The organism is Ureibacillus sp. MALMAid1270, assembly GCF_049202975.1.
Classification (GTDB): domain Bacteria; phylum Bacillota; class Bacilli; order Bacillales_A; family Planococcaceae; genus Ureibacillus.
The window spans coordinates 1-14,231 of sequence record NZ_JBMIRP010000051.1; the positions used below are offsets into that span (position 1 = coordinate 1).

The 14,231-nt window shown below is 34.5% G+C and carries 13 protein-coding genes and 1 pseudogene; 3 read left to right on the forward strand and 11 right to left on the reverse strand.

The features are described 5' to 3' along the window. Window positions 1-129: 129 nt before the first annotated feature. Window positions 130-1,227 (reverse strand): annotated as a pseudogene (locus ACOQFO_RS06260) (DNA topoisomerase); the annotation flags it as partial. Window positions 1,228-1,514: 287 nt separating this feature from the next. Here ACOQFO_RS06260 and ACOQFO_RS06265 point away from each other — a divergent pair. Next, the gene (locus ACOQFO_RS06265) at window positions 1,515-1,784 is read left to right on the forward strand and encodes a hypothetical protein (protein ID WP_421688839.1); all 270 of its coding nucleotides are present in this window, start codon (window positions 1,515-1,517) and stop codon (window positions 1,782-1,784) included. A gap of 81 nt (window positions 1,785-1,865) precedes the next feature. Here ACOQFO_RS06265 and ACOQFO_RS06270 read toward each other — a convergent pair whose 3' ends face one another. The 7 genes from ACOQFO_RS06270 to ACOQFO_RS06300 all read right to left on the reverse strand — a co-directional run bounded on the left by ACOQFO_RS06270 (window position 1,866) and on the right by ACOQFO_RS06300 (window position 8,416). Next, window positions 1,866-3,059: a PLP-dependent aminotransferase family protein gene (locus ACOQFO_RS06270; protein ID WP_421688840.1), complete on the reverse strand. Its 1,194-nt coding sequence runs from the start codon at window positions 3,057-3,059 to the stop codon at window positions 1,866-1,868. Window positions 3,060-3,341: 282 nt separating this feature from the next. After that, a complete protein-coding gene (locus ACOQFO_RS06275; RefSeq protein ID WP_421688841.1) occupies window positions 3,342-3,947 on the reverse strand; it encodes a DUF1541 domain-containing protein in 606 nt (201 codons plus the stop codon). Between the two features lie 170 nt (window positions 3,948-4,117). Further along, entirely contained in the window at window positions 4,118-6,553 is a 2,436-nt protein-coding gene (locus ACOQFO_RS06280) for a heavy metal translocating P-type ATPase (RefSeq protein ID WP_421688842.1), read from the reverse strand. Window positions 6,554-6,688: 135 nt separating this feature from the next. Continuing rightward, the gene (gene copZ / locus ACOQFO_RS06285; protein ID WP_421688843.1) at window positions 6,689-6,895 is read right to left on the reverse strand and encodes a copper chaperone CopZ; all 207 of its coding nucleotides are present in this window, start codon (window positions 6,893-6,895) and stop codon (window positions 6,689-6,691) included. Between the two features lie 71 nt (window positions 6,896-6,966). After that, on the reverse strand, window positions 6,967-7,179 hold the full coding sequence (locus ACOQFO_RS06290) for a copper ion binding protein (RefSeq protein WP_421688844.1): 213 nt from the start codon (window positions 7,177-7,179) through the stop codon (window positions 6,967-6,969). Window positions 7,180-7,191: 12 nt separating this feature from the next. Beyond that, window positions 7,192-7,515, reverse strand: coding sequence for a metal-sensitive transcriptional regulator (locus tag ACOQFO_RS06295; protein ID WP_421688901.1), 324 nt, complete (start codon window positions 7,513-7,515; stop codon window positions 7,192-7,194). 145 nt (window positions 7,516-7,660) lie between these two features. Beyond that, the gene (locus tag ACOQFO_RS06300) at window positions 7,661-8,416 is read right to left on the reverse strand and encodes a GTP cyclohydrolase II (RefSeq protein ID WP_421688845.1); all 756 of its coding nucleotides are present in this window, start codon (window positions 8,414-8,416) and stop codon (window positions 7,661-7,663) included. A gap of 183 nt (window positions 8,417-8,599) precedes the next feature. Between ACOQFO_RS06300 and hpaB the strand changes: the two genes are divergently transcribed. After that, window positions 8,600-10,039 (forward strand): 4-hydroxyphenylacetate 3-monooxygenase, oxygenase component, encoded by a 1,440-nt coding sequence (hpaB, locus tag ACOQFO_RS06305; protein ID WP_421688846.1) that lies wholly within the window; start codon window positions 8,600-8,602, stop codon window positions 10,037-10,039. Between the two features lie 60 nt (window positions 10,040-10,099). Here hpaB and ACOQFO_RS06310 read toward each other — a convergent pair whose 3' ends face one another. Together ACOQFO_RS06310 and ACOQFO_RS06315 are read right to left on the reverse strand one after the other, a co-directional pair. Further along, a complete protein-coding gene (locus ACOQFO_RS06310; protein WP_421688847.1) occupies window positions 10,100-10,636 on the reverse strand; it encodes a CueP family metal-binding protein in 537 nt (178 codons plus the stop codon). A gap of 241 nt (window positions 10,637-10,877) precedes the next feature. Continuing rightward, window positions 10,878-11,417, reverse strand: a complete 540-nt coding sequence (locus ACOQFO_RS06315; RefSeq protein WP_421688848.1) for an NADPH-dependent FMN reductase — start codon at window positions 11,415-11,417, stop codon at window positions 10,878-10,880. 304 nt (window positions 11,418-11,721) lie between these two features. Here ACOQFO_RS06315 and ACOQFO_RS06320 point away from each other — a divergent pair, with 304 nt between their 5' ends. Continuing rightward, complete coding sequence (locus ACOQFO_RS06320) at window positions 11,722-12,537, forward strand: ZIP family metal transporter (RefSeq protein WP_421688849.1); 816 nt, start codon at window positions 11,722-11,724, stop codon at window positions 12,535-12,537. A 55-nt stretch (window positions 12,538-12,592) separates the two neighbouring features. On the opposite strand, the gene ACOQFO_RS06325 is transcribed toward ACOQFO_RS06320, so the two are convergent. Continuing rightward, window positions 12,593-14,068: a UDP-N-acetylmuramoyl-L-alanyl-D-glutamate--2,6-diaminopimelate ligase gene (locus ACOQFO_RS06325; RefSeq protein WP_421688850.1), complete on the reverse strand. Its 1,476-nt coding sequence runs from the start codon at window positions 14,066-14,068 to the stop codon at window positions 12,593-12,595. Window positions 14,069-14,231: the final 163 nt, after the last annotated feature.

Below are 14,231 nucleotides of genomic sequence, written 5' to 3' on the forward strand. Positions count from 1 at the left end.
TAGGGGAGTATTAGTGTGAGGGTTTCAGCTCAGCATGACGGCTTTCATTCCCCTCAAGGATTCCTCAGTTTTCTACTAAACCATCCCAACTGATATTTCTATCAGAATTTCAGGTTAACGTGTCGCACTTGCATGGTGATCCGAAACTTTACTATCATCAACAAAAGATTTTGTCGCTTTAATTGGTTTAGATAATATCTTATTTGTTAGGGTACGATATTCTCCGATTCCACAAGCTTTTAATCGTTCTGGTAATGTACTAACAATGTCAGACGATAAATATCTCGAATCAGTACGAGGATAAGTTAACACTTTGTGTGATTCGTATAATTTCTGCATGATATTTAACGTTTCCTTAGCGCTATAACCAAATAATTTATTTGCATCACGTTGCAATTCCGTTAAATCATATAATGCAGGTGAGAATGATTTCTTTGACTTGCGGTCAATCTCAGTCACTTTAACATCATCGGAACCTAGTGACTTAACAATTGAATCAATTTTTTCCTTATTGAAGCTGCGCGTATTACCGTTTGAATCTTGCCATGTTAGCTTCAGTAAATCTGTTTGTACTTCGATTCCATAGTAAGTTTGTGGTTTGAAACTTTTGATTTCATCTTCCCGTGCGGCAATAATGGCCAATGTTGGTGTCTGAACTCTACCACAATTTAATTGGGCATTATATTTTGTAGTTAGGGCTCGAGTTGCATTTAAACCAATATACCAATCAGCTTCACTACGTGCGACAGCCGCATGATAAAGATTTTCGTAATCTTTTCCTGGCTTTAAATCCGCAAAACCGTCCTTTATTGCTTTGTCCGTTACAGAAGAGATCCATAAACGTTTAATCGGTTTATGTACCTTCGCTTTATCGATAATCCAACGGGCAACTAGTTCCCCTTCTCGACCGGCATCTGTTGCAATAATAATATCCTTTACATCACTTCGATTTAGTTGTGCTTTCACTGTATTAAATTGCTTTCCAGACTGTTTGATAACCGTTAACTTTAATCGTTCTGGTAGCATTGGTAAGTCTTCTAAATTCCACTGTTTATATTTCACATCATAACTTTCTGGGTCTGCTAAAGTAACTAAATGACCTAACGCCCAAGTCACGATAAATTGATCGCCTTCTAAAAATCCATTTCCTTTTTTATGACACTTCAGCACGTTCGCAATATCACGTGCTACTGAAGGTTTTTCTGCTATTACAACGCTTTTTGCCATTATTAACATCCTTTCGTAATCCTACATTTTAATATAGCACATATAGGATGACAAATACGAAAAGGTGCCCATTAGAGAAATACCTATACAAAAATCCACCACAAGAAAAGTTGAACTCAAAATCAATTAATCAAAATTCAGATAATCCTACTAATTTGTACACTATCATAAATCTTCTAAACAATATTTAGTCATTTCTATACTTTTGTAGTAAAACTAGGCCCCCATACAACCTTCTATCTTTTATATGAATAAATTAAGTAAGAAGATAGAAAGGAGGTAGCGTGTTGGAGGTAGATGTATTAGCAACACTTATTGACCCGCGATCGTATATTTTAATTCCTGTTTTATATATTATTTGGCTAATCCTTCGACAGACGCCACGCCTTGAACCTTGGACACATGCATGGATCATAATGGGAATCAGTATCATTTCCTGTTTCTTATATTACGGTTTTATCATTCATTCATTTGTTGAAGGTGTTCTCGTTGCTGGTGTAACGATTTTAGTAAAGGATTTAATCCATGTCAGAATAAATTTGAATGGGAAAAAATAAGAAACAATAGCGAAGAAAATTCATGTCAATAAATATGAAAAAGCTGATTTCACACTTAAATGTAGAAATCAGCTTTTTCTATTAGACTAATTCTTTTGCAGTTACTTCGTAGAGAATTTTTCCTAAACGTTTAATGCCCTCTTCAATAATTTCTGGTGAGGAGTTTGTATAGTTTAGTCGCAATGTATTTACGTTCGATTTATTTGTATAGAATGGGTCACCTGGAACAAATGCAACTTTTTCTTCCATTGCTTTATGGAATAAATCAAGAGCAGATAATCCTTCTTCTAACGTTACCCAGATAAACATTCCTCCATCAGGTTTTGTATATTTTACTGTTTTAGGGAAATATTTTTCTATCGCTTCAAGCATTGCACTTGCTTGTGTATGATATAAATCAGTAATTTTAGAAATATGGGTAATTAAATCATTATTCGTTAAATATTCGTGAATAACGATTTGAGAGAAAATATTAGTATGTAAATCAGTTGCTTGTTTCGCCGTATTAACGTGGCTCAGTAGCTCCTTATTTTTCGTAATCATATATCCAATACGAAAACCTGGAGTTACAATTTTTGAAAACGAACCTAATAATACTGAATTCTCTAATCTTCCTGCTCCAATATACGGTAACTTTTCACCATTCCAACGAAGTTCACCATAAGGATCATCTTCGATTAATACGACATCATAATTCTTCACTACTTCATAGATTGCTTCACGGTTTTCAGCTGTATATGTAGTACCAGTTGGATTTTGGAAATTTGGTACAGTATAAATAAATTTAATACTTGGGTTATTTTGTAGTGTTTGAGCTAATTGTTCTACATTGAGCCCCTCTTCAGATAACTCAACAGGGTAGAAGGTTGGTTCTGTTAAACTGAAGGCTTGTAAAGCACCTAAGTAACCCGGTTCCTCTACAACGATTCCCTCTCCTTTATTAATAAGAACTTGTGAAATCATTTCCAATGCCTGTTGTGAGCCTGTTGTTATTAAAATATCTTCGGGTTCAATCGTTAATCCAAAATTATTATTATATTTGTCAGCGATATATTGTCGAAGTGGTAAATAACCTTCTGTTGTTGAATACTGGAACATTTTTGGACCATGAGCTTCAATAGCTTTATTAATCGTTTCTTGCAGCGCATTAATTGGAAACGAAATCGGATTAGGTAATCCCCCTGCAAATGATATAACATCCTCTGCACTTGTGACCTTTAAAATATTGCGAATAAATGAGGACGGTGTGTTTAAAATTCTTTGTGAGTACATCATTACTTTTCCCTCTTTTGCCTAGTGTTCGCTGAAAGGAACTTGACATCCGAATCAGTGTTATATGATTTTATCAGACTATTTAAAAAACTTCAAAACAATATTTAGTCGTTTTAACGAAAACCATGTATTTTTTTGCTTTTCACTTTATGCTCTAAGTATTAATCTGCTCGTCCGATATGACTTCATTCCGTGTTAAGCCGATTTTCTGCTATCTTTTGTCTTTAACCTATAAAATAATAAAAAAGTCCAATTGAATGTAACCACTCAACTGGACGATAATTTTTATTTTGCTGTTAATTCACTTTCTTTAAACCACTTCTTAAATAGCTTACCATCTGTTGCCTCATACTCTACCATGTAAGCAATCGTTTTTTCAGCGGTATCTATTTCTCCTTCAGCACCAAGCATTCCTTCTTCCTGATCTGACTCAATAATGACTTCAGAACCTGGTACTAACATTTGCTCATCTATTCCTTGCAACTCTTCGTGAACGATCCATTTATGATTTTCCTCCCGATGGTCACCATGGGTAGGTGTATAGGATACAGAATAAACAATTGTGTCATATGCACCTACCACTGTTCCTTCTGCACCTTTCATTCCTTCTTCATGCTCTGCATTAATGATTACTTGATCGCCTACTTTAAATTTAGGGTTTACTGCTTCTTTAATTCCTTCTGGAATTTCAGAAGGTGTTCCATCACTTGTTATTTCATCAGACGCTAATGGATTTGTCTCATCCTCTCCATCTGTAACAACATCTGCTCCTAATTGCTCTGTAGTATTATTGTTATCTATATTACCGTCACTCGCATTATCCGCTCCACATGCAGTAAGTACAGTTATGAATAGAAATGTAATAACTGCTAAAATGAACCTAATTCCCATTTTCATCCTCCTAAACTATAGTTAAATAATTCTTTTGATAGTTAAAGGATTGAACAATCATGCACTTTCTATGCATATGGATTGATTTCATTTTTAGGAATCATCACAACCGACTTTTTTTAAAATAAAATGATGAGCATCTCAACAAGATACTCATCTTTTCAAATGATTTATTTATCTAGTTTTACTCTTTGTAGACGTAATGCGTTTAATACTACTGAAACGGAACTAAATGCCATAGCTGCTCCAGCAACCCATGGAGCGAGGAATCCTGCTGCTGCAATTGGAATACCTAATATATTATATCCAAATGCCCAGAATAAGTTTTGTTTAATATTACGTATTGTTTTGTGACTCATAATAATAGCATCTGCAATACCGTTTAAATCGCCACGGATTAAAGTAATATCAGCAGCTTCCATTGCGACATCGGTTCCAGTACCAATTGCCATCCCAATATCAGCAATTGCTAGTGCAGGAGCATCATTGATTCCGTCACCAACCATAGCTACTTTTTTACCTTGTTCTTGAAGCTTTTTCACTTCATCTGCTTTACCTTCTGGAAGTACTTCAGCAATGACATGTTTTATACCCACCTCAGCACCAATTGCATTGGCCGTACGAGTATTATCACCTGTCATCATGATGACTTCTATTCCCATATCTTGAAGACGTCTAATAGCTCGTTTTGAAGTTTCTTTCACTGTGTCTGCCACAGCTACTAATCCCGCATATTGTTGATTAATACTTGCTAACATCGCAGTTTTTCCGCCAGCTTCAAGTTCTTCCATTACACTTAAAACATTTGATATATCGATATTGTTTTGAATCATTAATCGGCGTGTACCAACAAGGATTTCTTTATTATTTACAATTGCTTTTACACCAAACCCGGGAATTGCTTCAAAACTTTGTACTTCTTGAAGCTGAATCCCTCTTTCAACGATTCCTTTAACAATCGCTTCAGCAAGTGGATGTTCAGATTGCTTTTCAGTAGATCCGATTAATGAGAGGAATTCCTTTTCATCCATCCCATTTGCAACTAAAATATCAGTCAAAACAGGTTTACCGTTTGTTATTGTACCTGTTTTATCGACTACAACAGTGTTAATGTGGTGCGTCTGCTCAAGATGTTCTCCACCTTTAAAGAGAATTCCCAATTCTGCAGAACGACCTGAACCTGCCATGATGGATGTTGGTGTAGCAAGACCTAATGCACACGGACAAGCAATTACTAATACTGCGATTAAAGCTTCTAAAGCTGGTGTAAAATTGCCTGGCAAAACAAAGGTAATCCAAACAATAAATGTAATTATTGCTATTCCAATAACAATCGGAACGAAGATTCCTGAAATTTTGTCTGCAAGTCGTTGAATTGGCGCTTTCGAACCTTGAGCCTCTTCAACAACTTTAATAATTTGTGCTAAAGCAGTGTCTCGGCCAACTTTTGTTGCTTTCATCTTAATAAATCCATTTTTATTAATCGTTGAGCCATATAAAGATGAGCCGATTTCTTTATCTACTGGGATACTTTCCCCCGTTAGCATAGATTCATCTACAGCGGTATTACCTTCTATCACTTCCCCGTCAACTGGGATTTTTTCACCTGGTTTTACTAAAATCGTATCTCCGATGACTACTTCTTCTAATGGAATTTCTAATTCTTCACCATTTCTTTCCACAACTGCAGTTTTCGCTTGTAATCCCATTAACTTCTTAATTGCCTCAGATGAACGTCCTTTTGCTCTAGCTTCAAATAATTTACCTAATAAGATTAAAGTTATTAAAACCGCACTCGTTTCAAAATAAAGATCTGGTGGATGGCCATGACCATAAGTAATAATTGCCTGATATAGACTGTAAAAATAAGCGGCAGAAGTACCCATCACAACTAATACATCCATATTGGCGCTACCATTTCGTAATGCTTTATAGGCACTTACATAAAATGACCAACCAATGATAAATTGTACAGGTGTAGCAAAAGCCAATTGTACCAATGGATTCATTAAAAAATCAGGTACATACATAAAAGATGTAATTGAAAAATGACCTACCATTGTATAAAGCAGTGGTAATGATAAAATAGCGGAGATAATGAATTTTCTTGTTTGTCTTTTAATCGCTAATTCACGATGGTCAATCTCGTCTTTGTTATCTTCTTTAATATGTGCACCGTAACCTAACTTTTCAACTCGAGAAGTAATATCTGCTAATGTTACTTTTGAAGGATTGAATTCAACTACAGCGTTTTCAAGGGCAAGATTGACACTAGCCATTGAAACACCCTCCAATTTATTCAAACCTTTTTCAATTCTAGTGGCACAAGCTGCACATGTCATACCTGTAATAGTAAATTCCTTTTTCTCTTTGACAACACCATAACCAAGATCAACAATTTTCTTTTCAAATTCTTGTTCAGAAACTTTGTTTGGATCATATTTAATAACAGACTTTTCCAGTGCCAGATTGACATTTGCTTCTGCCACACCTTCTAATTTGTTAAGTCCTTTTTCAATACGATTCGCACAAGCAGCACAAGTCATACCTGTAATTTGTAGACTCGTTTCTTTTATCGTATTGTTTTCATTGAGTCCCGAACTCATATACGTTCACCTCATTTGTTTTCGTGCATTACTTGTAGCAGAAATATACTACATGGGGGTATATTTCAAAGAGATAAATAGAGTGCTTTTTGGAGCACTCTTATCAAGTCTCATTTATACTACATTAATACACAATTATTCAACATCATAACCTTGATCATCAATTGTTTCTTTAATTTGTTCAAGGGATACTTTTTCATTATCGAAAGATACATCAACCTGACCAGCTTCTAATTTAACTTTTACTTCTTCTACACCAGCTAGTGCACCAACACTTCCCTCAACAGCTTTTACACAATGGCCACATGACATTCCTTTTACATTCAAAGTTACGCTTTCCATAGTAACATTCTCCTTTTTATTAAGTGTTTTATATACTCTATAGGGGTATAAATTCCCGAAAAAATTTAATGTTATTCTTCTACAAAATAACCTTTATTTTGGATTGCAGTTCGAATTTGATCTACAGTTACTTGTGATTCATTAAAAGAAACTTCTACTTTGCCAGTTTCTAATTCGACATTAACATTTTCTACACCATCAAGGGCTACTAAACCATTTTCTACAGATTTCTTGCACCCTCCACATGTCATTCCCTTAACTTGTAATGCTACTACCTCACTCATCACTATACCCTCCTATTTTTTCATAAGTTTTTGAATCGTTACGACTAACTCATCCAGTACTGCTTCATCACCTTCAGATAAGCGGTCTACTACACATCCTTTTAGATGCCATTGTAATAATACTTTCGCAACGCTATTTAAAGCTGATTGAGTTGCGGCTAATTGTGTAATTATATCATCGCAATATACATCACGTTCAACCATCCCTTTGATTCCTCGAATTTGACCTTCAATTCGATTTAATCTGTTTTCTAAATCCTTTTTAATGTGATCGGGATGATGACTTTTTCGGTTTGAAGATTCAGTGTGACAATGTTTTTCTGTGTTATTGTCCAGAGTAATCAACCTCCAATTCTTAACTACATCATATGATACCCCATTAGGGTATGTCAACTCAAAAAAGTTTATATTTTTAAAGCAATTAAATAGATGTTCAATGATCTTCTTCAAGTCTTCGTTGAACATCTTTAAAATTGTTTATTTAATCATTACAACATGAACCATCTTCATTTAGATGTCCAGATCGGTTAATCTTCGTTTCTAAATAATTTCGGTTATATTCAGAAACATCACCCCAAATAGGTTTTCTTCCTGAAAGTTCAAGTCCTGCTTCTTTTAAAGCTTCTACTTTTTTTGGATTATTCGTTACTAATGAAACAGGTTTAGAACGTAATGCTTTTAGTACATGGATTGCATCATTATAATTTCTAGAATCATTCACAAAACCTAGTGCATAATTGGCATCCACTGTATCATATCCGTTTTCTTGGAGTATGTATGCCATTGCCTTACTAAATAGTCCAATCCCTCTTCCTTCATGATTGGCTAAATAGAAAAGTGCACCAGTTCCATGTTCCACAATTAATTTCATCGATTCTTTTAATTGATACCCACAGTCGCAGCGTTTACTTCCAAAAATATCCCCAGTATGACAAATTGAATGCATTCTTATTAGAGCATCATCTCCATGCTCAAAGTCACCGTAGACGAGTACACTCGATTGCTGCATTTCAGCCAAATTCAAATCTGTTAGCTTTTCTATTACCTTTTCAAAGTCATCCGTGACTTCCTTACAATTTAACCAGCAATACCATTGAAACTTAACTGTTTCTCCGTATAACTTGACTGGTAAGTTGACTGGACCAACTAAATAGATGCCGCCCTCATTCGTTCGAATTAATGTAATTTTTTTCTCTAATAGTGACAGGACTTTTTGATCTAATTTGGTGTTTTTCAATGAATATTCCTCCTTCACTTTAGTTTGGTTCGTACTACTCATTTTATGTTTCATTGTCAATCGATGAAACAAAGAAAAAGGAATGTGGTAGCACTATTATTTAATTCATAATAACAAGAACGCATTAAATTATTTATTAATACAATAGAATATGTTTTCGAGTTAACAATTGGGGTGTTGATAATGGGAGCGATTACCGGAAAAGAATTGATTAACAGAGTCAATCAACTTAATCCTGAAATTTGGTTTGACGGAAATAGAGTCGAAGGACTACTTTCTGAACACCGCGCATTTAAAGGAATCATTCAGTCAAAGGCAGATCTATATGATTTACAACATGATCCACAGTTAAAAGATGAGATGACTTTTCCTTCGCCACTTACTGGTGAAGCAGTTGGACTTTCTTTTCTACAACCAAAAACAAAAGAAGATTTAAAGAAAAGACGAAAAATGATGGAACATTGGGCGAGACTTTCTTTTGGTTTGATGGGAAGAACTCCAGACTATTTGAATTCTGTTTTAATGAGTTTTGCATCATGTGCTGGGCATTTAGAAGGTAAAGAAAACTGCTTTCCAAACAACTTAAGAACCTTTTTTGAGTATGCAAGAGAAAATGATTTATCTTTTACCCATACTTTCATCAGTCCTCAAGTGAATCGTTCTCAAGTCTATATTGAAAATTCACCGGAACCAATTGCTGCAAAAGTAGTTGATGAAAATGAACAAGGTATCATCGTAAAAGGTGCTCGTCTATTAGCTACTCAAGGTGGATTAACCGATGAAGTTTTAGTATTTAGTATTGGTCGATTCCTTTTTAATGAGGATGAAGCTTTTGCATTCTCGATACCTTCCAACACAAAAGGGTTAAAGTTTATTTGTAGGGATTCATTTATTGGCGGAGAGTCGCATTTTGATCACCCACTAAGTTCCCGATATGAAGAAATGGATTCTATCGTAGTATTTGATAATGTATTAGTTCCCTGGAATCGAGTGTTTTATTATAACAATGGTGAAGTAGCTGAAGAATTTGTGTTCCAAAGTGCCTTTCATCATTACGCAAAACACCAAGTCCTTACTAGGCAAATAATAAAAACTGAATTTATTTTAGGGATTGCTGAACTTTTAATCGACACAATTAATATTAGTGAATATCAGCACGTACAAGAAAAAGTCTCTGAAATAATTATCGGTTTAGAAACAATGAAAGCATTGTTAGAAAAAGCAGAAAATGACGCAACATTAGATGAATGGGGTTTTATGCGTCCGAGTATTGTGCCTCTTAAAGTGGCAAGTAATGTTTTCCCTAAGATTTATCCGCGCTTTACGGAAATTATTCAACTACTTAGTGCAAGTGGAATCATTACATTACCTACTGAAAGAGCATTTCGGTCTGAGATTGTTAAAGATTTAAACTTATATCTTCAAGGTGCAAATAAGTCAGCTGAAGAACGTGTTAAGCTTTTTCGTTTAGCTTGGGATTTAACAATGAGTTCTTTTGGTACACGACAAACACAATATGAACGATACTTTTTCGGAGATCCTATTCGTGTTGCAAATGATTTATATAAGACCTATCCAAAAGTAGATTATGTAAATAAAGTAAATGAGTTTCTAAAAAAATAAACTGTTATAAATGTAAAAAGGACTTCTAGAAGCTTTCGGTTTCTAAAAGTCCTTTAATTTTTATATTAATTGAAGAGTTGTAATACAAGTGCCATCATTTTCAAAGGTTGAAAATGTTGAGTTAACTTTCTTACCTTCATGCTCAATTGTAATTTCATATGTTTGATTACGTGGTAACCATAAATCAATAAATCCATTTTCTAAAGTTTGCATTTTTTTATCTACAATAACATTACCTTCAGTATCAGTGATTTTAATATCAAACTCTTTATTGACCATTTCCCCTTGGCAACCAGTTAAACTATGGTTTGTACATGGATGGGTTTTATTGATATAAGGTGCGATGGAAACAAAAAATTCATCCTCTGGAAGATCGATTATCTCTTCTTTCCCATTACTATCTGTTGTGATTAACTGTGTAGAAGTAATCGAAGCATTCACATCTTTTATTTTACGAAGACTGTAGTCATTAACTAATTCTTTAATATCTTCATTATTATCTACTGTAGTAGTTTCGACATTATTTGAATTTTCACTATTACATGCAAATAATGTTGTCGCTGCAAGTAAAGTAATAGCTAATAGTTTTAATTTCATCTTATAATCACCTATCCCTTCGTCAAAAGTATATCATTCAAAAGTTTTTAATCTATTCCCCTATCCAAGTTGTCACAATAATTTCAAATATTTGTTAAGGTAAATAAATACGGAACAAAAAAATCCTTTTCATGATCAATCTGACCAATGAAAAGGACTTTTTATACACACTTTATTACTGCATTACATAATTTTTCTATACAAAAATTTCGCTTCAAAAAAGGACTTTTTATACAATTCCTTAGTTACGAATTGTTTTTAATGCTGTTGCCCAAGGAATAACTTGGTCTAACATATCGTTAACTGATTGAACTTGGTGTTCAGATGGTTTGAACTCATTACCATTTACAAAGTCAGTGAATAAAGATAATGCTGGGTGTACACGTACGTCAGCAACTAATAATTCACCTAAAATTCCACGTAAGTGTTCTGCAGCACGAGCTCCACCTACTGAACCGTAAGATACGATACCTGCAGCTTTGTTGTTCCACTCTTCACGAAGTAAGTCTAATGCGTTTTTAAGAGCACCAGTAATTGAGTGATTGTATTCTTGAGTGATGAAAACGAAACCGTCTTGTTTTGCAACTGCTTGAGACCAAGCTGCGATACCTGAAGTATCTCCACCAGTTTCACCTAAGAATGGTAATTTGAAATCAGCGATATCAATGATTTCGTATTCTGCATCTCCGCGTTTGTCAGCGATTTCTTTAACCCATGCACCAACTTGTGGACTTACGCGTCCTTCACGTGTTGAACCTAAAATAATACCGATTTTAACCAATTTATGTTCCTCCTAATGTTGTCGTATTTGTGAGCACTGTTTTGGTAAGAAACAGTTAATTTGAATTCCGATATATTTAATTCTAATATATTGAATTCGAGATAATAGTATCATCTTGTCCAAATTAGGTCAATAATTTTGATTTCACCCATTTTCACTTTTTCATAACATAATTCATAAACTTTAAATATGTGGTTTTGGTTATTAACAAATAACTTTTGACTTCTCAATAAAGGAAGCTTACTATTTTCCTAAAAGAGGGAATGTTACTTATTATTAGTGTGTACAATCGAGGTGTAGATAAATGTTGGATTTCTTTTATGACTTAAATTTAATACAACAAGTTATTCTAGCTACACTCTTTACTTGGGGTATGACAGCTTTAGGTGCTTCGTTAGTTTTTACAACTAAAAAATTCAACCAAAAATATTTGGATTTTATGCTTGGATTTGCTGGTGGAGTTATGATTGCCGCAAGCTTTTGGTCTCTTTTATCCCCTGCCCTTGAGATGGCAGAAGGTGGTAGATTTCCTGCCTGGGTACCTGTAGCAATTGGTTTCTTATTAGGTGGTATGTTCTTATTTTCGGTTGATAAATTGTTACCACACCTTCATCCAAATACACCCATGAAACGTGCGGAAGGCATTTTACCGAAAAAAAGAAAGCGAAGTACACTACTTGTTCTTGCTATTACGCTACATAATATTCCTGAAGGGTTAGCCATAGGGGTATCCTTTGGAGCAGTTGCCATTGGTTCTCCATCTGCCTCACTAGCAGGAGCGCTAGCATTGGCAATTGGTATTGGCATTCAAAATATTCCAGAAGGTGTCGCTGTATCCATGCCATTATTACGCGATGGAATGTCGAAAAGGAAAAGTTTTATGTTCGGTCAATTTTCTGGAATGGTCGAACCTATCTCGGCTATCATAGGATTTTTAGCGGTAGCCTTTATTGCTCCATTATTACCTTTTGCATTAGCGTTTGCGGCTGGAGCAATGATCTTCGTTGTTGCAGAAGAAGTAATCCCTAGTTCACAAGAAAACGGCAACCAAGATCTTGCAGTTATTAGTTTAATGCTTGGTTTTACGATAATGATGATTTTAGATGTTGCTTTAGGATAATAAAATAATAATAGGGGTGTATAAAAATGGTTTCATTTTATACACCCCTTAATCTTTAATTTTTAGTACCCTGTTTAGTAAAGAAATTTACCGTCTCTATATCTGTTGATGTAGGATAGTAAAACTGTTCTTTGTACTCCTCATGACCTTTCCCTGTAATACAAACCCAGTCTCCCTCTTCTACCTTTTCCAACACTTGTTTAATTGCTAAAGTACGATCTAATTCTACTTTGTCATGTAAATCATAAAGGGTTTGCTCCATGGACTCTTTTGGAATACCGTTTAAATCATCCAAAGTTAAGAGTGTCACATCACAAAGATCCTTGGATATTTCCAACATTGGCTGCCTTTTTCTTTGATCTCGATTTCCCCTAAAGCCAAAGATATGAAATATACGTTTCGCTCCTTGTTCTCTAATTGTTTGCAAACAATGTGAAAATGCACCTTGAGTATGGGCATAATCTATAACAATTTTTGCTCCTTTCGGATGTGAAACCATTTCAAATCTACCTGGAACGCCAGAAAATTCACTTAGCGATTGGAGTATTTTCTTAGTTGGAATTGCTAATTGTTGTGCAGTTAATAAAGCCATACAAGCATTAAAAATATTATGTTTTCCTAGTATTTTTAAATGAAGCACTTCTTCCTGATTACGGTTAAAACTTAATATAGCGGAACTTGATGTGTGCTCAGTTAATTTAACATCTTTGCCCAACTGTACTATTTGTTTACCATTTGCAATAAGTTGTTCAGATAAATTCTTTCCCCAGCTATCTAGTACATTAATAATGGCTTTTCCTGTCGGTTTTAATTGCTGAAAAAGAAGAGTTTTAACATTAAAATATTCTTCCATATCTCGATGATAATCAAGATGATCATGATCTAAGTTGGTAAATAAACAATAATCAAATTCAATTCCTTCAATCCTGTATTGAGAAATTCCATGTGATGATACTTCGATAATAATAAAATCATCATTGGATCTTGCCATATTTTTCTGTAACTCAAGGGAGTCAGGAGTTGTATTAATAGAGGCTTTGACTTTTCCATTAACTTCATTACAGATTGAGCTAAATATTGTACACTTGTACCCTGCATCCTCGAGTATCTTCTTCAACATAAATGATGTGGTTGTTTTACCATTAGTCCCAGTTATACCAATCACTGTTTTCTTTTTTGATGGATGACCATAAAATTGACAAGCAATGTTTGCAAGAACTTTCCTACTATTTTCGACTTGGATGTATGGGATAGATAATTCCCTATTTTCAACCATCCCTTCCACATACTTTTCGTCCTCTAAACTTTGTATAGCTAATTCTTCAATGTCCTTTTCACCAATAATGGCAGTTGCTCCATTACGAATTGCTTCTTCAATATAATCATGTCCATCAGCAGTTGCTCCTGCTATAGCAACGAAAAGTGTATTTGGCATTACCTTTTTTGAATTAATCGATATATCTTCAATTTTTAGATAATGTAGAGCATGATTGATTTTCTTTATTGGTTCTAATAAATTCGCTAAATTCACTTTAGTGTTCACTCCTACGATGCAATCAAAAATTAATCGAACCTCACTATTAAATCTGAGTATCGATTAAAAAAGGCATAGTTGTACATTTTCCTACTCATTCTTTCCAAGATAGTGCATACTTTTTCAGATACTTTTAGTGTTATAAAAAAGTTTTTAAAAA

What these genes read in the sequence shown, in the direction of transcription:
- ACOQFO_RS06270 (WP_421688840.1), bottom strand. Translation starts at nt 3,059, where the DNA reads ATGATGTACTCACAAAGAATTTTAAACACACCGTCCTCATTTATTCGC.
- ACOQFO_RS06275 (WP_421688841.1), bottom strand. Translation starts at nt 3,947, where the DNA reads ATGGGAATTAGGTTCATTTTAGCAGTTATTACATTTCTATTCATAACT.
- ACOQFO_RS06280 (WP_421688842.1), bottom strand. Translation starts at nt 6,553, where the DNA reads ATGAGTTCGGGACTCAATGAAAACAATACGATAAAAGAAACGAGTCTA.
- copZ (WP_421688843.1), bottom strand. Translation starts at nt 6,895, where the DNA reads ATGGAAAGCGTAACTTTGAATGTAAAAGGAATGTCATGTGGCCATTGT.
- ACOQFO_RS06290 (WP_421688844.1), bottom strand. Translation starts at nt 7,179, where the DNA reads ATGAGTGAGGTAGTAGCATTACAAGTTAAGGGAATGACATGTGGAGGG.
- hpaB (WP_421688846.1), top strand. Translation starts at nt 8,600, where the DNA reads ATGGGAGCGATTACCGGAAAAGAATTGATTAACAGAGTCAATCAACTT.
- ACOQFO_RS06310 (WP_421688847.1), bottom strand. Translation starts at nt 10,636, where the DNA reads ATGAAATTAAAACTATTAGCTATTACTTTACTTGCAGCGACAACATTA.
- ACOQFO_RS06320 (WP_421688849.1), top strand. Translation starts at nt 11,722, where the DNA reads ATGTTGGATTTCTTTTATGACTTAAATTTAATACAACAAGTTATTCTA.